The organism is Promicromonospora sp. NPDC110617 (assembly GCF_055598465.1).
Map to the genome: position 1 here is coordinate 366,122 of NZ_JBVKBM010000002.1, position 17,738 is coordinate 383,859.

The window sequence follows — 17,738 nt, forward strand, 5'->3', positions numbered from 1 at the left end:
CTCAGCCCGGCAGCGCCCGGCGCAGGGCGTCTGTGCGGCGCTCGGCGGGGCGCAGCCGGATCGTCGCGTGCAGCACGGAGGCGCCGCGCTCCGCGACGGCCACCGGGTACAGCTCGACGGACGCGAGCTCGGGCAGGTCCTCGGCCATGACCGAGACGCGGGCGAGCACGTCCTCCAGCGCGGCGACGTCGGCGGCCGGGGCGCCCTGGTACCCGAACAGGCGCGGGGCCGCGCGCACGCCGCGCACCATCCGGGCCACGTCCACGTCGGTCAGCGGCGGCACGCCGTGGGTCACGTCGTCGAGCAGGTCGACGGCGTCGCCCGCCACGCCGAACGAGACCACGGGCCCGAACAGCTCGTCCTCCACCGACCGCACCACGCAGGCCACGCCCGTGGGCGCCATGGCCTGCACCTCCAGCACCGGGTCGGGGGCGGGCAGCAGGGCGGACGCCGCGGCGAGCATGCGCTCGGCGTCCTCGGTCAGGTCCTCGGCGTCGGCGATGTCGAGGCGCACCCCGCCCAGGTCGGCGCGGTGCCGCAGCGCGGGCGAGGCGATCTTGAGCGCCACGGGCCAGCCCAGCTCCTGCGCGGCAGCCACCGCCTCCTGCGGCGTCCGCACGCTGCGGGAACCCCACAGGGTCAGGCCGTAGCAGGCGAGCAGCTCGGTCGCGGCCCCCTGGTCGAGGACCGTGCCGTCGGGATGCTGGCTCAACAGGGACTCGACGAGCGTGCGCGCCTGGGTGCGGGCCACGCCGTCGGACACGCCCTCCCGCAGGGCCGGGCGCACCGGGGCGCCGTGGTCCTGGGTGCGCCACCGCGCGTAGCGCACCACCTCCCCGAGGGCCCAGACGGCGTCCTCGGGGGTGGAGAAGGCGGGCAGGCGCACCTCGCGCCCGTCGTGGCTCGCCGCGAGCTCGTCGGGCATGCCGTGCAGGCCCAGCGCGCTGACGACGGTGGTGCGGCCCGTGCGGGCCGCGGCCTCGGCCACGGCGCGGGCCATCGCCTCGGTGCGCGGCAGCACCACGGGCACGGACACCATGACGACGGCGTCGCACGCGTCCGGCGCGTAGAGTGCGTCGACGGCGGCGGCGATCTCGTCGTCGGGTGCCCCCGCCGACAGCGACTCCGGCGGCCCGACGACGGTCAGGCCCGCGGCCGCGACGGCGTCCGCCACGAGCGCCGCGAGCGACGGCGAGCTGGCGAGGATGCCCACCCGGCCGCCCGCCGGGAGCGGCTGGTGCGCCAGCACCTGCGCGACGTCCATGAGCTGGTGCGTGTTCTCCGCGCGGATCACGCCGGACTGCCGCAGCACCTCGTCGAGCATCCGGCGCGGGGCGCGCGTGGCGCGCACGGTGTGCCCGGGCGGCACCACGCTGCCGTGCCGCCCGGCCACGACCACGACCACGGGCTTGACCTGCGCGAGGCGGCGGGCGATGCGCGAGAACTTGCGCGGGTTGCCGAGCGTCTCCAGGTACAGGCACACGACGTCGGTGTGCGGGTCGTCCTGCCAGTACTGCATGACGTCGTTGCCCGACACGTCCGCCCGGTGCCCCGCGGAGACCAGCGTGGACAGGCCCAGACCGCGCCGCTTGACGGTCTCGGCGGCGGTGACGGCGGTCGGCGCGCTCTGGCTGAACAGGCCCACGCGCCCCGGGTGCGGGGCGGTCAGGGCGAGGCTCGCGCGCAGGCGTGCGCCCGGCACGTTGGTGAGCAGGCCGTAGCTCGCCGGGCCCACCACGCGCATGCCCTCGCCGTGCGCGGTGCGCAGCAGCTCGCGGCGGCGGGCCACGCCGGCGGGCCCGGCCTCGGCCCAGCCCGCCGAGAGCACGACGACGCCGTGGGCGCCCGTGCCGCGCAGGCGGCGGACGGCGTCGATCACCTCGTCGGGCGGGGCGGCGACGACGGCGAGGTCGACGGTGCTCAGGCCGTCGGCGCTGCCATCGCTGCTGCTCGCCGGGGCGAGGTCCGCCCAGGTCACGTCGTCGCCGAGCACCAGGAGCTCGGTGTCGCCGGGGTCGGCGGCGTGGGCCTCGCGGACGCGGACGACGAGCAGCTCGTCGATCGTGGTGTCGTCGGCGGACTGGCCGGTGCCCGCGGGGCCGACCAGGAGGACCCGCCGGGCCGAGAGCAGGCCCTGCATGGAGCGGGCCTCGGTGCGGTGCTCGCGGTCGGCCATCACCTCGCGGGACCGGTCCGTGGGGTCGAGGTCGACCGAGACGGTCACCACGCCGTCGTCCAGGTGCTGCTCGACGTCGTAGCCCGCCTCGCGGAACACACCCAGCATGGCGCGGTTCTGCGGCAGCACCTCGGCGATGAAGCGGTGCACGCCCCGCTCGCGCGCCGCCGCGGCGATGTGCTCCAGGAGGACCGAGCCGAGGCCCTGGCCCTGGAGCGCGTCCGCGATGTTGAACGCGACCTCGGCGGTGCGGCGCCCCGGCTGGTCGTCGGTCACGTCGTAGCGCGTGACACCGACGATGTCCTCGCGGCTCGCGCCGTCGTCGTCCGTACCCGGCCGGACCGCGACGAGCGCGGCCCGGCGCACGTGGTCCACCGTGACGAGCTGGGTGAGCAGCCGCTCCGGGATCCGCTGCAGCGCGGCGAAGAACCGCAGGTACGTGGAGCGCTCGGACTGGGCCATCTGGAAGCGCTGGAGCGCGTCGGCGTCCTCCGGCCGGATGGGGCGCACGTGCGCGGTCGAGCCGTCGCGCAGCACCACGTCGGCCTCCCACTCGACCGGGTAGCCGGTCGCGTAGGGCGAGCGCACCGTGCCCACCTTCCGGTCGGCCCGTTCTGGCTGGTCCACGGGACAAGGCTAACGACCCGGCGGAAGCGCGGCCGCACGCGGCCCCGTGGGCGTCGGCAGACCGGTCAGCCCACGAGGACCATGCCCACGAGCAGCATCACGGCGAAGCCCACGAGCACGAGGCGCTGGCGCCGGTTGGGGCCCGACGCCGTCAGGATCGCCGCGACCGCGGGACCCGCCGCGAGCAGCAGCCACGCGCCGACCGACGGCGCCACGTTCGCGGCGACGGCGGCGACCGCGACGACCACCAGGCCGTGCACCACGCCGAGCCCGACCCGCATGGCGACCACGATGTGCAGCACCGCCGCGAGGATCGCCAGGCCCGCCCACATGGTGATGCCCTGCTCCAGGCAGCCCCACTCCTGCTGGGCGCAGCGCCACGACTGCATCCACCACGTGACCAGGGCGCCGAGCACCAGGACGGGCACCACGCTGAGCCCGACCACGCCGTAGGCGAGGCCGATCCTGGCGAGCCAGCCCGGAACGGTCGTTGACCTGCTGACCAGCGGCAATTCGGGCATACCTGAATACTGCCAGGTACGACGAGGTCTGTGCACACGGCTCGGCGATGACCTGGTGAGACGTCCGTGAAGAGCCTCGTGCGCGGAGGGCGTGTGCGCGGCCTGGAGTGTGGGTGGCGCGAGGTACGGTTTGCCTGTCCCCGTCCAGCCCCAGAGCCCAGGAGCCCCACGAACCATGGCGCGCAAGCCGTCGCAGCCGCTCGACGAGAGCGAGATCCACGAGAAGGTCGTGGACATCGACGTCGCCTCGGAGATGGAGGCCTCGTTCCTCGAGTACGCCTACTCCGTCATCTACTCGCGGGCGCTTCCCGACGCACGTGACGGCCTCAAGCCGGTGCAGCGACGCATCCTGTACATGATGTCGGACATGGGGCTGCGGCCCGACCGCGCGCACGTGAAGTCGTCGCGCGTGGTGGGCGAGGTGATGGGAAAGCTGCACCCCCACGGTGACGCCCCGATCTACGACGCGCTCGTGCGCCTGGCGCAGGACTTCTCGCTGCGGCTCCCGCTCGTGGACGGGCACGGCAACTTCGGCTCGCTCGACGACGGCCCCGCCGCCCCGCGGTACACCGAGGCGCGGCTCGCCGCACCGTCGATGGCGATGACCACGGGACTCGACGAGAACGTCGTGGACTTCGTGCCGAACTACGACAACAAGCTCACCCAGCCCGAGGTGCTGCCCGCCGCGATCCCGAACCTGCTGGTCAACGGCGCGTCCGGCATCGCCGTCGGCATGGCCACGAACATGGCGCCGCACAACCTCGTCGAGGTCGTCTCGGCGGCGCAGCACCTGATCAAGAACCCCGAGGCCACGCTGGAGGACCTGCAGCGGTTCGTGCCCGGGCCCGACCTGCCCACGGGCGGCAAGATCGTCGGGCTGGAGGGCGTGCGCGACGGTTACCGCACCGGCCGCGGCAGCTTCCGCACCCGCGCCACCGCGCGGATCGAGAACGTGACGCCGCGCCGCAAGGGCATCGTCGTCACCGAGCTGCCGTACCTGGTGGGCCCGGAGAAGGTGATCGAGAAGATCGCCGACGGCGTCAAGGCCAAGCGCATCCAGGGCGTGACCAACGTCCAGGACCTCACCGACCGCACGCACGGGCTGCGCCTCGTGATCGAGGTCAAGACCGGGTTCGACCCGGACGCCGTGCTGGAGCAGCTCTACCGCGTCACGCCGCTCGAGGACTCGTTCGGCATCAACAACGTGGCCCTCGTCGACGGCCAGCCGCGCACGCTCGGCCTGCTCGAGATGCTGCGGGTCTGGGTGGACCACCGCATCTCCGTGGTCCGGCGCCGCTCGCAGTACCGCCTCGACAAGCGACTGGAGCGGCTGCACCTGGTGGACGGCCTGCTCATCGCGATCGTCGACATCGACGAGGTCATCCAGGTCATCCGCTCGTCCGACGACGCCGCCATCGCGCGCGACCGGCTGCGCGAGATCTTCGACCTGTCCGAGCCGCAGGCCTCCTACATCCTCGACCTGCAGCTGCGCCGCCTGACCAAATTCTCCCGCATCGAGCTGGAGAAGGAGGCCGAGGAGCTGCGCCGCGAGATCGCGGAGCTGGAGCAGATCCTCGGCGACGAGAAGCTGCTGCGCCGCCTCGTGAGCACCGAGATGGGCGAGGTGGCCAAGACCTACGGCACGCCGCGCCGCACCGTGCTGCTCGACGCCGCGGGCGGGTCCGTCGGCTCCGTGGCCGTGGCCCCCGCGAACGGGCGCAAGAAGAACGTCGAACCGATCGACCTGCAGATCAAGGACCAGCCCACCCGCGTGGTGCTGTCGGCCACGGGCCTGCTGGCGCGGCTCCCCGACGACGTCCCCGTGCCGCGCGACGGCAACCGCGCCGCGCACGACGCCCTGCGGGGCGACGCCGCAGCGTCCACCCGCGGGCACGTGGGCCTGGTGACGTCCGCCGGCCGCATGCTGCGCATCTCCGTGCTCGACCTGCCCTCGCTCCCGCCGACGGACGGCGCGCCGTCGCTGTCGGGCGGCATCCCGGTCAGCGAGCTCGTGGAGCTGGAGCGCGGCGAGAGCGTGCTGGCCGTGACGGGGCTCGGCGCCGACGCGCCGACCGTCGCCGTCGGGACCGCACAGGGCACCGTCAAGCGGGTCGCGCCGTCCGACGCCCCGGCCAAGGGCGACGAGTGGCCCGTCATCGCGCTCAAGGACGGCGACACCGTGGTGGGCGCCGCCGTCGTCGCCGACGACGACGAGCTGGTCTTCGTGGCCGACGACACCTCGCTGCTGCACTTCCCCGCCTCGTCCGTGCGCCCGCAGGGTCGCGCGGCCGGCGGCATGGCGGGCATCAAGCTCGCCGAGGGCGGGCGGGCCGTGTTCTTCGGCGCGGTCCCGGCCGGGGTCGACGCGACCGTCGTGACGATCGCCGGCGCGGGTGACGCGCTGCCGGGCATCGAGCCGGGCGCGGGCAAGGTGACGCCGTTCGCGCTGTACCCGGGCAAGGGCCGGGCGACCGGCGGCGTCCGGTCGCAGCGGCTCCTGAAGGGTGAGGACGGCCTCATCCTGGCCTGGGTCGGTGCCACTCCCCCGCGCGCGCTCGGCGCCGGCGGCCAGCCCGTCGACCTGCCCGAGGTGGACCAGCGCCGGGACGGCTCCGGGACGCCGATCGCGGTGCCGGTCGCGGTCATCGGGTGATCTCGGGAAAGTAGTTCAGTGGGGGTGTCGATTCCGGCGCGGCTCGCCCGTCCAAGGCGTGTCAACATCCCACGAACGAGGAGCACGTCATGACCGACACCTGGGTCTTCCTGATCCGCGAGAACGACTGGGACTCGGACGCGTACCTCCCGGAGAACCTGCGCGGGCAGAACCGCCAGGACCTCTCCGAGGACATGGCCGCCCACGAGCGCTTCAGCGAGGCCGTGGCCGCCCTGGGCGTGAAGATCACCGGCGGCGACGCCCTGCAGAACGCGAAGTACGGCGGGTTCGTCGCCGTCGGCAAGGACGGCGGCGAACCCGTGTACACGGACGCGCCGTTCACCGACACCAACGAGGTGATCACCGGCTTCTACCGGGTCGAGTGCGACGAGGCCACGGCTCGCAAGATCGCGGCGCTCGTCCCGAGCGGCAACGTGGTCGAGTGGCGCAAGGTCATGAGCTTCGGTTCCTGACCGACGGACTCCGACCTGTGATCGACCCCGCGGCGTTCCGCACCGCCTGGCCCCAGGTGGTGCGGTCGCTCGCGGTGACCACACGCAGCCTGGACCACGGCGAGGAATACGCCGCCGAGGCGTTCGCGCGCGCCGCGGCGCAGCCTGACGGTGCGATCGACGACCTGGTGGGCTGGTGCGTGCAGGTCGGCCGGCGCACCTGGCTCGACACGTTGCGCCACCAGGGGGTGTTCGACCGGATCCAGCCCCAGCTCGCCCGCCCGGAGGTGGCCGACGTGAACCCGCCGCACGCCCCGGGCGACGAGCTGGACGACCGCCTCGCGCTGCTGTTCGTCGCCTGCGACGACGCGCTCGCGCCCGGCGCCCAGCTCGTGCTGGCGATGCGCGTGGTCTGCGGGCTCACGATCCGGCAGATCGCGGGACACCTCGGCATCGCCGAGGCGACCGCGGCCGCCCGGCTCACCCGCGCCAAGTCGGCGCTGGCCCGGGCGCGCGGCGAGTTCGCCGTGCCCGACCTGCCCGCGCGCGCGGTGCGGCTGCCCGTCGTGCTCGCCTGCGTGGCCGGATTGTTCACCGTGGGCCAGCGGGAAGAGCTGCAGCCCGCGGACGCGACGCAGGACCCTGCTCGTGACGCTCTGACGCTCGCCGAGGCTCTGGTCGCGGAGTACCCGGACGACCCCGAGGTGCTCGGCCTGCGCGCGGTCTGCCGGCTCGGCCTGGCCCGGCGCCCCGGCCGGGTGCGCGACGGGGTGGCGCTCCCCCTCGACGAGGTGGACCGGTCGGCGTGGGACCGGCGGCTGCTGCGCGCCGGGCTCGACGACGCCGCGGTCGCGCTCACGTGGTCGACGTCCCCCGAAACCTCAGACTCGCCCGGCCGCTTCGTGCTGGAAGCCGCGATCTCCGGCGTGCACGCCACGGCACCGGACACCGCCGGCACGGACTGGCCACGACTGGCCCAGCTCTACGACGCACTGGCGGACACCTGGCCGTCCCCGGCAACGCGTGTCGCCCGATTGGTGGTGCTCGGCCGGCTCGCGTTGCACGACGGCGGTGACCTCGCCCCGGTCGAGCGCGAGCTCGAGGCGTTGGTCGCGGACGGCCCGCCGTACGCCGCCCGCGACGCGAGCCTCACGCTCGCCGACCTGGCCCGCCGGACCGGCCGCACCGACGAGGCCGCCGGCCGGTACCGCGAGCTGCTCGACGTGGTGCCCGAAGGCCCGCTGCGCGAGTTCTGCCGCCGGTACGCGGGGTGACTCTGTCTGCTCAGAACGGCGGGTGGTCAGGGCTGTGCGGGCTCGTCGGACCGGCGGATCCGGCCGGCGTCGCACCGGTCATGGCCGTGGTGTTCCGGCGTGGCGGGCGTCGGCCGGTCACGGACTCCAGCGTGAGGTCGTAGCTCGAGTCAGGGTCGACGTCGTCGAGCTCCACGTGGGTGTCCAGCACCGTAGGCGGGCGCCTGTGCACGCGGCCTGAGGGCGAGGTCCAGGTCGTCATCCCGCTGCCGGCGTCCCGGACGACACCCCATCCTCCGTGCGTCTTCAACAGATGGTGTCGTCGGCACAGAGGCTGCAGGTTGTCGGCGCGGGTCTGCCCAGGCGTGCCGAGCGGCAGCATCGCGGGGTCGAGATCATGGTCGAAGGACACGATGTGGTCCAGGTCGTCCCGGTCTGCAGGATGCTCACAGTGCGGAAACGCGCAGGTTCCGTCGCGCGCGACCACCGCCTGTCGCAGCACCTTCCCCGGTCTGTACGACGCGGTGGAGTAGTCGGTCAGCACCCCGGTCAACGGGTCGGTGACCAGGCGCTCCCAGGTCGCGTCAGCTGCGATCCGACCGGCCAGGTCCGCGGGAACGGGCCCGAAGCCCTCCAGCTCTCCGGGTGCGTCGTCCGGGCCCAGCAGCGCGGTGGCCGGGACCGTGACCCGCACGACCGGCCGGGTCGGGGTGACCCGCACGACCTGGACGGGCGCACGTCCGCCGCACACGCAGTCGTGCGCGCCGGCTGCCGAGCCGTTGGAACCATCCGCACCCGCCTCGGCACCGGCCATCTCACCGACCTCCGTGAACCGGTCGGCGGGCACCAGGCGACCGGTCACGATGCCGGTCAGGCAGTCGGCGCGGAGCTGACCCAGGTCACGGTCCTCGCCTGCGACCCGCTGGAACTGGTGCGCCATGTCGTCGATCACGTTCCACACCGCTGCGGCGTCGGCGGCCGGCAGGTAGGCGGACAGCCAGCCCATGTCGTTCTCCGCCCGGTCGAGCTGGACGTTGCGGCGCTGCGCGGCGATCCGAGCCGTCTCGGCGGATCCGTGCCGCGACTTCGCGAACGCGAGCAGCTTCGACCGCAGCCACCGCCACGTGCGGAACGGTGCCTGTGGCAGGTACCGCGTGATCGCCTCGGCGCGTTCCTCCGTGGTGAGCTGCACGGCGGACCGCAGCAGCGTGTGCGCCTTCTTCACGTCGATCTGCCCGGCGGTCAGGGCCGTGATCACGGTGGGATGGTCGATACCCGACTCGCCGCGCACCACGACCTCCGACGCCTCCGTCCCTGTGACCACCAGCTCGCCCGTCACCTGCGCGACCAGGGAGCTGTGCGCCAGCGGGCTGGTCTCCCTGCGCGCCCGCTCGCCCACCGTCAAGGCCTGGAGGCCGGCGGCCCAGGACTGCAGCCGCCCGCACGCGACCACCAGGTCGCCCAGCGCGTCGTCAGGCAGGTCGAGCAGCAGACCTGCCTCCGGGTCCGTGATCCTCCCCACCACCCGGGCCAGCTCCGCACCCACCGCGCCGGTCAGCGCGGCCCGCACCCGATCGACCGGCCAGGCCGGCAGTCCTTCCCCCACGACCGGTCCCGGGGGGGCCTCGTCCTCCAAGAGCGCAGAGCCCATAACCCTGTACTTCCGTCCGTCGTCCATGCCAGCACCTCCCTGAGCCACACACGCTACCGCGACACTCCAACACTGAGGACGCTTGTTCGAAGTTAGCCTGTCCGAACGCTTGCCTGCCCCGTCTTCTGCCGGCCGCGTAAGATCCGGCACGCAGCACGCCCACCGCGTATCGCCTGCGCGCCGGCCGATCGGACACGTTCGGAGCCCAGGAAATCCCCTCAGCCGATGTCGGTGTCCAGTGGTTGACTCCAGCGCATGACCGACGACCCGCCCTACGAGTTCTCCGCCGACCCCACCCGCATCGACGCGCACCGCGTGCACGAGCTCGTCTCGCGCCACACCTACTGGGCGAAGGACCGCCCGCGCGACGTGATGGACGCCGCCATCGCCGGCTCCCGGCCCTACGGCGTCTACCGGCGGGACACGGGCGAGCAGGTCGGGTTCGCCCGCGTGGTGACCGACGGCGCGACGTTCGCGTGGCTCGCGGACGTCATCGTCGACCCGGACCTGCGCGGGCAGGGCATCGGCAAGCTGCTGGTCGCGGGCGTCGTCGCCGAGCTCGACGAGATCGGCGGACTGCGCCGCACGATCCTCGCGACGGCCGACGCCCACGGGCTGTACGAGCAGTTCGGGTGGACACCGGTCACCGAGGAGTACAAATGGATGGAACGCCCCGGCAGCGCCGCGGGGGCGCCGGCACGTCAACCGGGAGCAGCCACATGAGCCTGTCCGTCGAGATCGGTGACCTCACGCGCGTCGAGGCCGACGCCGTCGTCAACGCCGCCAACTCCCTGCTCCTGGGCGGCGGCGGGGTCGACGGCGCGATCCACGCCGCCGCCGGACCCCGCCTCCTGGAGGCCTGCAGGCGGCTCCGGAACACGACGCACCGCGACGGCCTGGCCGTCGGCGACGCCGTCGCCACCCCCGCGTTCGACCTGCCCGCGTCCTGGGTGATCCACACGGTCGGGCCGAACCTCCACCGCGGTCAGGACGACCCGGCCCTGCTCGCATCGTGCTTCGCGCGGTCGCTCGACGTCGCCGCCGAGCTCGACCTGCGGTCGGTCGCCTTCCCCGCGGTGAGCGCGGGCGCGTACGGCTGGCCGGTGTCCGACGTCGCGCGCATCGCCGTGGTGACCACCCGGAACTGGCTCGCCGAGCACTCCGAGGCGGACCTGCAGGACGTGCGGTTCGTCGTGATCGACGAACGTGTCCAGCGGGCGTTCGACGACGTGCTCAGCTCGTGAGCAGCTTGCGCAGCTCCTCCGGCGTGGTCGCGATCGCCGCGGCGCCCGCTGCCTCCAGCTCCCCGGGCGCGGCGTAACCCCAGGTCACACCCACGGTCGCGACGCCGTGGTGGGCGGCCGCGTGCACGTCGTGCTCGCGGTCACCCACCATGACGACCTGAGCGGCGTCGGCCCCGAGCGCCAACGCGTGCGCCACGGCCCGCTCCACCACGACCTCCTTGCCCTGCACCAGGCCGGCCGTCTCGGCGGCCGCGCCGTGCACGCCGTCCAGCCCGCCCTCGAGGTAACCGTCCAGCCCGAAGTGCTCCACGATCTGCCGGGCGTAGTGCTCGGGCTTGGCCGTCGCGACCAGGAGGGTCAGCCCGGACGCCCGGAGCTCCGCGAGCGCCTCCGGCATGCCGGGGATCACCGAGTTGTCGAACATGCCGTGCACCTCGTAGTCGCTCCGGTAGGCGGTGATCACGGCGTCGGCGTCGGCGTCGGACAGGCCGACCCGGGTCATGCTCGCCCCCAGGGGCGGGCCCACGAAGGTGCGCAGCACCGCGTCGGAGGGGACGTCGAAGCCGGCGTTCGTGAAGCCGGTGCGCAGCGAGGCGATGATGCCGGGCGCCGAGTCGGTGAGGGTGCCGTCGAGGTCGAGCAGGACGTGCGTGGTGCGGGAGGGGAGCGAGAGAGTCACGGCACGAGCGTCGCACAGGTTCAGTGGTGCCCCGCGTGCGCGTCCGCGCCCGGCACGTACCGGGGCCCTGTTCCGGAGGCGGGGGCAGGCCCGCCCCCGCCGTCCTGCCCGCCCCCGCCGTCGTGCCCGCTCCCGCCGTCGTGCCCGCTCCCGTGGTGCTCCGGCACGGTCCCCGGCTCCTGCCCCGGTCCGACGACGACGAACTGCCCCATCATTCCCGCGTCCTCGTGCAGCAGCATGTGGCAGTGGAACATGTAGGGCACGTCCGGGTCGGTGTAGTCGTCGAACCGCATGAGCAGCCGGTAGGTGCGCTGCGGCTCCAGGTACACGGTGTCCTTGGGCCCGGCGAGCTCCGGGGGCGGCGGGTCGCCGTCGACCGACAGGATGCGGAACTGGACGTCGTGCACGTGGAAGCTGTGCGGCATCGGCACGATGCTGCGCACCTCCCACACCTCGGTGTCGCCGACGGTGGCGGCCTCGTCGATGCGGCCCATGTCCATGGTCCGCCCGTTGATGCGCCGGTCGTCGAGCTCGAACTCGCGCGTGACGGCGACGTCGGACTCCCGCAGTGCATCGGCGGTGGCGTGGGCGGACGGCGTCCAGGCGGGCTCGGGCGCCGGCGTGAGCCGGTCGGCGGCGCGTAGCTCCAGCACGTCGAACGCGTCGTTGCCGCCCATCGCGAACGGGACGACGACGCCGCCCAGGTCGGCCTCGAACGAGTGCAGGCGGGTGGTCTCCCCCGGCGCCATGCGCACGACGACCTCGGCGCGCTCGCCGGGCGCGAGCCGCACCTGCTCGAGCCGGACCGGCGCGTCGAGCAGCCCGCCGTCGGTCGCGACCAGGTCCATCTGCCGGTCCGGGAAGCCGAGCTGGTAGGTGCGCGCGGTCGACCCGTTGAGCAGGCGCAGGCGCACCCGCTCGGTGGTCACCTCGTGGTACGCGCCCCGCGTGCCGTTGGCCAGGACGATCCCGCCGAGTGTGCCGGGTTCGCTGCCGTTGTCCTCCAGCTCGAGCTGGCCGTCGTCGTCGAGGATCTTGTCCTGCACGATCACCGGCACGTCGTCGACGCCGTACTCCTGCGGCAGGTCGGCGCCGCGGGACGCGTCGTCGTCGAGGAGGAAAAGGCCCGCCAGGCCGCGGTAGACGTGCTTCTCCGTGGCGCCGTGCGGGTGCGGGTGGTACCAGAGGGTGGCGGCGGGCTGATCGATCCGCCAGGTCGGGCGCCAGGTGGCGCCCGGCTCGACCTTCTGGTGCGGCCCGCCGTCCATGGCGGCGGGCAGGTGCATGCCGTGCCAGTGCACGCTGGTCAGCTCGGTCAGGTCGTTGGTGACCTCGACGGCGACACGTTCGCCGCGTTCGGCGCGCAGGGTCGGCCCCAGGTAGGAGCCGTCGAAGCCCCAGGTGCGGGTCTCGACGCCGGGTACCAGCTCGGTGGTGCCCTCCTGCGCGGTGAGCGAGAAGACGCGCGTGCCGTCCACGACCCGCGACGGCGCCAGGGGCGGGATCGCGAGCTCGTTCGTGAACTCGACCTCGTCCACCGGGGTGACCGAGCCGGGGACCAGGGCGCAGCCGGCGAGCGCGAGCAGCGGGACCGCGAGCGCCGCGAGGCGCGCGGCCGGGCGGCGGGCGCCGGCGCGCCTCATCGGGCACCCCCGCGCAGGCGCTGCACGCCCGCGGCGACGAGGCCGGCGAGTGCGCCCCACAGGGTGTCGAAGGCCAGGGCCGGGACGAGGGTCCATGCCGGCCCACCGCCGGGGCCGAAGCCGGAGAGCACCGGGACGAGCGTGCCGATCACGGTGGCGACCAGCCCGTAGGCCAGGCCGGTCAGGGTCAGGGTGAGCACGGGGCGGGGTACGCGGCCCAGCCCGACGACGCCGATCCAGACGGCGGCGGTGAGGCCGATGATCGTCAGTGCCCGGGGTGCGCCGGTGCCGAGCGCGCCCGTCAGGCCGGTGAGCGGCCAGAGCAGGGCCAGCGCGGAGAGGCCCGCGACGAGCGTCCAGGAGACCGTGCCGGGGCGGGGCGCCGACGCCGGGCGTGCGAGGGGTGGCTGGGCCGGCGTGGGTTCGGACGGCGGCTGCCCGGGATGGTGTGGTGAGGTCATGCCCCGACGGTGCCCGCCGGGCCCGCCCCGCCACATCGGCCCGGGAGCGTCTCTGGGTGTCGCCCGGAGGCGACACGACCCTGAGACCGTGGTCTGATGCCTCAGGGGCGGGCCGTCCGTAGGGTGTCGGTGTGCCCGAGCAGAGCGACGTCCCGCGGTCCGTCGACCCACGCCTGGCCGTCGACCCACGCGTGACGGTCGACCCACGGATCACCGTGGACCCACGCGTCGTCGACGTCGCCCTGGCGATCGCCATGGCGCTGGTGGTCGCGGTCGTGATCGCCGCGGATCCGGACGCGGCGCGGCACGCGGGGCCGGGGGCGTACCTGTTCGCGGTGGGTTTCGGGGCGCTGGTGCTGCTGCGGCGTCGGATGCCGCGCACGATGGTGGTGCTCACCGTGCTGGGCGTCTTCGCCTACTACACGTTCCAGTTCGCGCCGATCGGCATGGCGCTGCCCGCGGTCGCGGCGCTGTACTCGGCGGCGGAGATGCGCCGGACCGGCTGGGCGGTCGGCGGGGGCGCCGTGCTGGTCGCCGTCGCGACCTACTACCGGGTGACGGGCACCGAGGAGGAGTACCTGACGCCGTACGACCTGGTCACGAACCTCGCGCTGGTCGCGGCGGCGATCGCGCTGGGCGTCGCGGTGCGGCTCTCGCGGGAGGCGCGCGTGCACGAGGCGCACGAGGCCGAGCAGCGGCTGCAGGCGGAGCGGCTGCGCATCGCGCGGGACCTGCACGACGTGGTGGGGCACAACCTGTCCGTGATCGCCCTGCACTCGGGCGTCGCCGCGGAGGCGGTGGGGCGGGACGACGACGCCGCCCGGGGCGCGCTGCACCACGTCCGGGAGGCGACGTCGGGCACGCTGCGCGAGCTGCGCTCGACGGTGCGGGTGCTGCGCGCGCCGGTGGGTGCCTCCGCGGGTCCGCCAAGACCGGGAGCCGCACCGCCCGGGGCTGCGGCGCCGGAGGTCACGCCGACCGGCCTGGGCGGTGTCGACGCGCTGGCGGCGTCGGCCCGGGCGGCGGGCCTCGCGGTCGACGTCACGCTCGACGTGCCGCCCGGCACGCTCGACGGCGCGATCGGCGCCGCCGCCTACCGGATCGTCCAGGAGTCGCTGACCAACGTGCTGCGGCACGCGGGCGCCGCGCGCGTGGCGGTGTCCGCGCGGGTCGACGGCGACCGCCTCGCCCTGCGGGTCTCCGACGACGGCCGGGGTGCCGGGCGCGACGTCGTCGCCGGGTCCGGCATCTCGGGGATGCGCGAGCGGGCGACCCTGCTCGGTGGCACCCTGACCACGGGTGACGCCCCGGACGGCGGTTTCCTCGTCGTCGCCGACCTGCCCCTGCGACTGGAAGGTTGAGACCGGCCATGATCCGGATCGTGCTGGTGGACGACCAGGAGCTCGTGCGCGCGGGCCTGCGGGCCCTCGCGGAGAGCGACGGCGACATCACGGTGGTCGGTGAGGCCGCCGACGGGCTCGCGGGGGTCTCGCGGGTGCGGGAGCTGCGCCCCGACGTGGTGCTGATGGACATCCGGATGCCCCGCCTGGACGGTCTGGCCGCGACCCGGGAGATCGTCGCGGACCCCGCGCTGGCGGGCACCCGGGTGCTGGTCCTGACCACGTTCGACGAGGACGAGCACGTGTTCGAGGCCGTCCGGTCGGGCGCGGCCGGCTACCTGCTCAAGGACGTGGCCCCGGCCGAGCTGCGGCGCGCCGTTCGTGTGGTCGCGGCGGGCGACGCGCTGCTCGACCCGGCCGTGACCGCCACGGTGCTGCGCGCCGTCGCCGCCGGACCGGCGCCCCGGACCGGCGCCGACGACCGCCTGGCCGCGCTGACCGAGCGCGAGCGCGAGGTGCTGCAGCAGCTCGGCCGCGGGCTGACGAACGACGAGATCGCCGCCGAGCTCTACCTCAGCCCGGCCACCGCCCGCACCTACGTGAGCCGGCTGCTCGCCAAGCTCGGCGCGCGCGACCGGGCCGCCCTGGTGATCCTGGCGTACGAGACGGGCCTGGTCCGGACGCCCTGAGAGACGACAACCCCGAGGGACAGGGCGTCCGGACCGGGGAGGTGTCAGAGCGCCCGGAGCCGCGGCAGCACGTCCTCGCCGAACTGCGTGAGGAACCGCTCCTGGTCGTGGCCGGGGCCGTGCACCACGAGGTGGTTGAGCCCGGCGTCGACGTACGGCTTGATCATCGCGACGGCCTCGTCCGGGTCGGACGCGACGATCCAGCGCTTGGCGACCTGGTCGATCGGCAGCTCGTCGGCGAGCTGCTCCATCTCGGTGGCCGAGGTGACGCTGTGCTTCTGCTCCGGCGTGAGCGACAGGGGTGCCCAGAACCGGGTGTTCTCCAGCGCGGCGGCGGGGTCGCGGTCGTAGGAGATCTTGATCTCGATCATCTTGTCGACGTCGGCCACGTCGCGCTCCGCCTTGGCCGCGCCCTCGGCGACCGCGGGCAGCAGCTTCTCCGTGTACAGGTCCATGCCCTTGCCGGACGTGCAGATGAAGCCGTCACCCGCGCGTCCCGCGTACTTCGCCACGAGGGGTCCGCCGGCCGCGATGTACACGGGTACGGGGCTGACGGGCCGGTCGTAGATGTTGGCGCCGACCAGCTCGTAGTAGTCGCCCTTGAAGTCGACCGAGTCCTCGGTCCACAGGGCGCGCATGAGCTGCACGGCCTCGCGCAGGCGGGCGAACCGCTCCTTGAACTCGGGCCACTCCATGCCGGAGACGGCGGTCTCGTTGAGGGCCTCGCCCGTGCCGACGCCGAGGATGATCCGGTTCTCGGTGAGCAGCGCGAGCGTGGCGAACTGCTGCGCGATCACCGCGGGGTTGTACCGGAACGTGGGGGTCAGCACGCTCGTGCCGAGCTGGATGCGGGAGGTGCGCTCCCCCGCGGCGGCGAGCCAGGCGAGGGCCGACGGCGCGTGACCCCCCTCGTGCCGCCACGGCAGGAAATGGTCGGAGACCATCGCGCTGTCCAGTCCCACCTCCTCGGCGCGTACTGCGAGCTCAACCAGCTCGCGCGGCCCGAACTGCTCGGCGGACGCCTTGTACCCGATCTTCAGAGTCACGGTTGCGACCCTACGCTCGTTCGCCCGGGGAGGTGGGCGGGCGTCGCGCAGATCACAGAGCCGCTGGTCAGGAACGACGCATCGCGGTCGCGGCCCACCCGCCGGCGAGCGCGACGAGCACGACGAAGACGCCGAGGACCAGCGGGGCCGGCAGGTAGACCAGGCCGACGCCGACCGCGAGCACGGGGACCACCAGCCCGGCGTAGCCCACGAGGAACACGAGCGCGAGCGCCTCGGCTCGTTCCGCCGGCGGGACGAGCGCCGCCGTCCGGCCCAGGGCCGCCTTGAAGAGCAGGCCCGCGCCGCCGCCGGCGAGCAGGCCGCCGGTCAGGAAGAGCGCCGTCGACGGCAGCACGACGCCGCCGAAGAGCGCCGCCGGGCCCACGATCATCAAGACCGTCGCCGCGCGCAGCTGGCGGGCCGGGGAGACGGCGGCGACGAGGGACTGGCCGAGCGCCCCGGCCAGGAAGGGCGTGGCCGCGACGACGCCGGTGACCACCAGCGACGTCTGCCCCAGCTCGTCGTGCACGAACGACGCCGCGACGGAGCTGAACAGGCCGAACACGGCGAATGCCGTGAACGCGCCGACGGCGTTGGCCACGAACGGGCGCCGGGCCTCGGGGCCGATCGCGACCCGCTGCGGGCGGTAGGGCCGCAGGCCCGGGCGGTGCAGCACCGTCTCGGGCACCAGCAGCGTGCCCACCAGGAGCAGCACCAGCACCCCGGCGAACACCGCGTACGGCAGCACCAGCGGCTCCGCGGACGGCTCGGCGATCAGCCCCGACAGGAGCGGGCCGAGCCCCAGCCCGCCGAGGTTCGCGACGGTCGCGACCACCGCGGCCCGGCCGGGCGCGGGGCGGGACCGGCCGGCGTCGAGCTCGGCGAGGTAGGCGGTCGCCGTGGCCGTCAGCGCGCCGATCCCGATGCCGGAGACGAGCCGGGCCACGACGAGTCCGGCCAGGTCGTCCCGGGCCAGGAAGATCACCGCGGCCAGGAGCTCCAGGCCCGCGGCGAGCAGGACCAGCGGGCGCCGTCCGACCCGGTCGCTCAGGTGACCCACGAAGAAGAGGCTCGCCACGACGCCCACCGCGTACGCGGCGAAGATGACGGTGACCGTGAACGGCCCGTACCCGTCGCGGGCCACGTACAGCGGGTACAGCGGGGTCGGCACGGTGGAGAACGCCATGAGCAGCAGGAAGGTCAGTCCGATGACCCAGAACCCGGCGCCGTGGCGGCCGGGTCCCGGCCTGACGGGCGCGGCGGGCGCGGGGAGGGTCTGCGTGTTCGTCACCCCAGCAGTCTG

15 protein-coding genes are annotated in these 17,738 nt (G+C 74.2%); 7 read left to right on the top strand and 8 right to left on the bottom strand.

All coding sequences use genetic code 11. From position 1 onward, the window contains the following. Position 1: 1 nt before the first annotated feature. Both ACZ7LE_RS12475 and ACZ7LE_RS12480 read right to left on the bottom strand, forming a co-directional pair. Positions 2 to 2,803 (bottom strand): GNAT family N-acetyltransferase, encoded by a 2,802-nt coding sequence (locus tag ACZ7LE_RS12475; protein ID WP_470403582.1) that lies wholly within the window; start codon positions 2,801 to 2,803, stop codon positions 2 to 4. Positions 2,804 to 2,868: 65 nt separating this feature from the next. Next, complete coding sequence (locus ACZ7LE_RS12480; protein ID WP_397396757.1) at positions 2,869 to 3,324, bottom strand: hypothetical protein; 456 nt, start codon at positions 3,322 to 3,324, stop codon at positions 2,869 to 2,871. A 175-nt stretch (positions 3,325 to 3,499) separates the two neighbouring features. On the opposite strand from ACZ7LE_RS12480, the gene ACZ7LE_RS12485 reads away from it, so the two are divergent. The 3 genes from ACZ7LE_RS12485 to ACZ7LE_RS12495 all read left to right on the top strand — a co-directional run bounded on the left by ACZ7LE_RS12485 (position 3,500) and on the right by ACZ7LE_RS12495 (position 7,703). Further along, on the top strand, positions 3,500 to 5,977 hold the full coding sequence (locus tag ACZ7LE_RS12485; protein WP_470403583.1) for a DNA gyrase/topoisomerase IV subunit A: 2,478 nt from the start codon (positions 3,500 to 3,502) through the stop codon (positions 5,975 to 5,977). An 89-nt stretch (positions 5,978 to 6,066) separates the two neighbouring features. Next, complete coding sequence (locus ACZ7LE_RS12490; protein WP_470403584.1) at positions 6,067 to 6,450, top strand: YciI family protein; 384 nt, start codon at positions 6,067 to 6,069, stop codon at positions 6,448 to 6,450. 17 nt (positions 6,451 to 6,467) lie between these two features. After that, entirely contained in the window at positions 6,468 to 7,703 is a 1,236-nt protein-coding gene (locus ACZ7LE_RS12495) for a DUF6596 domain-containing protein (protein WP_470403585.1), read from the top strand. Between the two features lie 10 nt (positions 7,704 to 7,713). Here ACZ7LE_RS12495 and ACZ7LE_RS12500 read toward each other — a convergent pair whose 3' ends face one another. Further along, complete coding sequence (locus ACZ7LE_RS12500) at positions 7,714 to 9,288, bottom strand: HNH endonuclease signature motif containing protein (protein WP_470403586.1); 1,575 nt, start codon at positions 9,286 to 9,288, stop codon at positions 7,714 to 7,716. A gap of 300 nt (positions 9,289 to 9,588) precedes the next feature. Here ACZ7LE_RS12500 and ACZ7LE_RS12505 point away from each other — a divergent pair, with 300 nt between their 5' ends. Both ACZ7LE_RS12505 and ACZ7LE_RS12510 read left to right on the top strand, forming a co-directional pair. Further along, positions 9,589 to 10,056, top strand: coding sequence for a GNAT family N-acetyltransferase (locus ACZ7LE_RS12505; RefSeq protein WP_470403587.1), 468 nt, complete (start codon positions 9,589 to 9,591; stop codon positions 10,054 to 10,056). Then, on the top strand, positions 10,053 to 10,577 hold the full coding sequence (locus tag ACZ7LE_RS12510) for an O-acetyl-ADP-ribose deacetylase (protein ID WP_470403588.1): 525 nt from the start codon (positions 10,053 to 10,055) through the stop codon (positions 10,575 to 10,577). The genes ACZ7LE_RS12505 and ACZ7LE_RS12510 overlap by 4 nt, the downstream gene beginning before the upstream one ends. On the opposite strand, the gene ACZ7LE_RS12515 is transcribed toward ACZ7LE_RS12510, so the two are convergent. Genes ACZ7LE_RS12515 through ACZ7LE_RS12525 form a run of 3 tightly spaced genes read right to left on the bottom strand, consistent with a single transcriptional unit; the run spans position 10,567 to position 13,360 of the window. Continuing rightward, complete coding sequence (locus ACZ7LE_RS12515) at positions 10,567 to 11,256, bottom strand: HAD hydrolase-like protein (RefSeq protein ID WP_470403589.1); 690 nt, start codon at positions 11,254 to 11,256, stop codon at positions 10,567 to 10,569. The two genes, ACZ7LE_RS12510 and ACZ7LE_RS12515, sit on opposite strands and share 11 nt — an antisense overlap. A gap of 20 nt (positions 11,257 to 11,276) precedes the next feature. After that, a complete protein-coding gene (locus tag ACZ7LE_RS12520) occupies positions 11,277 to 12,899 on the bottom strand; it encodes a multicopper oxidase family protein (protein ID WP_470403590.1) in 1,623 nt (540 codons plus the stop codon). Then, entirely contained in the window at positions 12,896 to 13,360 is a 465-nt protein-coding gene (locus tag ACZ7LE_RS12525; protein WP_470403591.1) for a hypothetical protein, read from the bottom strand. Before ACZ7LE_RS12525 ends, ACZ7LE_RS12520 begins: the two co-directional genes overlap by 4 nt. Positions 13,361 to 13,491: 131 nt before the next feature. Between ACZ7LE_RS12525 and ACZ7LE_RS12530 the strand changes: the two genes are divergently transcribed. After that, on the top strand, positions 13,492 to 14,721 hold the full coding sequence (locus ACZ7LE_RS12530; protein WP_470403592.1) for a sensor histidine kinase: 1,230 nt from the start codon (positions 13,492 to 13,494) through the stop codon (positions 14,719 to 14,721). A gap of 8 nt (positions 14,722 to 14,729) precedes the next feature. Beyond that, positions 14,730 to 15,389 carry a response regulator transcription factor gene (locus ACZ7LE_RS12535; protein WP_470403593.1) on the top strand — a complete coding sequence of 220 codons (660 nt, stop codon included), beginning with the start codon at positions 14,730 to 14,732 and terminating at the stop codon, positions 15,387 to 15,389. Between the two features lie 44 nt (positions 15,390 to 15,433). On the opposite strand, the gene fgd is transcribed toward ACZ7LE_RS12535, so the two are convergent. Beyond that, positions 15,434 to 16,435, bottom strand: coding sequence for a glucose-6-phosphate dehydrogenase (coenzyme-F420) (gene fgd, locus ACZ7LE_RS12540; RefSeq protein WP_470403594.1), 1,002 nt, complete (start codon positions 16,433 to 16,435; stop codon positions 15,434 to 15,436). 67 nt (positions 16,436 to 16,502) lie between these two features. Continuing rightward, the gene (locus ACZ7LE_RS12545; protein ID WP_470403595.1) at positions 16,503 to 17,726 is read right to left on the bottom strand and encodes an MFS transporter; all 1,224 of its coding nucleotides are present in this window, start codon (positions 17,724 to 17,726) and stop codon (positions 16,503 to 16,505) included. Between the last annotated feature and the right edge of the window lie 12 nt (positions 17,727 to 17,738).

What these genes read in the sequence shown, in the direction of transcription:
- ACZ7LE_RS12480 (WP_397396757.1), bottom strand. Translation starts at nt 3,324, where the DNA reads ATGCCCGAATTGCCGCTGGTCAGCAGGTCAACGACCGTTCCGGGCTGG.
- ACZ7LE_RS12485 (WP_470403583.1), top strand. Translation starts at nt 3,500, where the DNA reads ATGGCGCGCAAGCCGTCGCAGCCGCTCGACGAGAGCGAGATCCACGAG.
- ACZ7LE_RS12490 (WP_470403584.1), top strand. Translation starts at nt 6,067, where the DNA reads ATGACCGACACCTGGGTCTTCCTGATCCGCGAGAACGACTGGGACTCG.
- ACZ7LE_RS12505 (WP_470403587.1), top strand. Translation starts at nt 9,589, where the DNA reads ATGACCGACGACCCGCCCTACGAGTTCTCCGCCGACCCCACCCGCATC.
- ACZ7LE_RS12510 (WP_470403588.1), top strand. Translation starts at nt 10,053, where the DNA reads ATGAGCCTGTCCGTCGAGATCGGTGACCTCACGCGCGTCGAGGCCGAC.
- ACZ7LE_RS12520 (WP_470403590.1), bottom strand. Translation starts at nt 12,899, where the DNA reads ATGAGGCGCGCCGGCGCCCGCCGCCCGGCCGCGCGCCTCGCGGCGCTC.
- ACZ7LE_RS12525 (WP_470403591.1), bottom strand. Translation starts at nt 13,360, where the DNA reads ATGACCTCACCACACCATCCCGGGCAGCCGCCGTCCGAACCCACGCCG.
- ACZ7LE_RS12535 (WP_470403593.1), top strand. Translation starts at nt 14,730, where the DNA reads ATGATCCGGATCGTGCTGGTGGACGACCAGGAGCTCGTGCGCGCGGGC.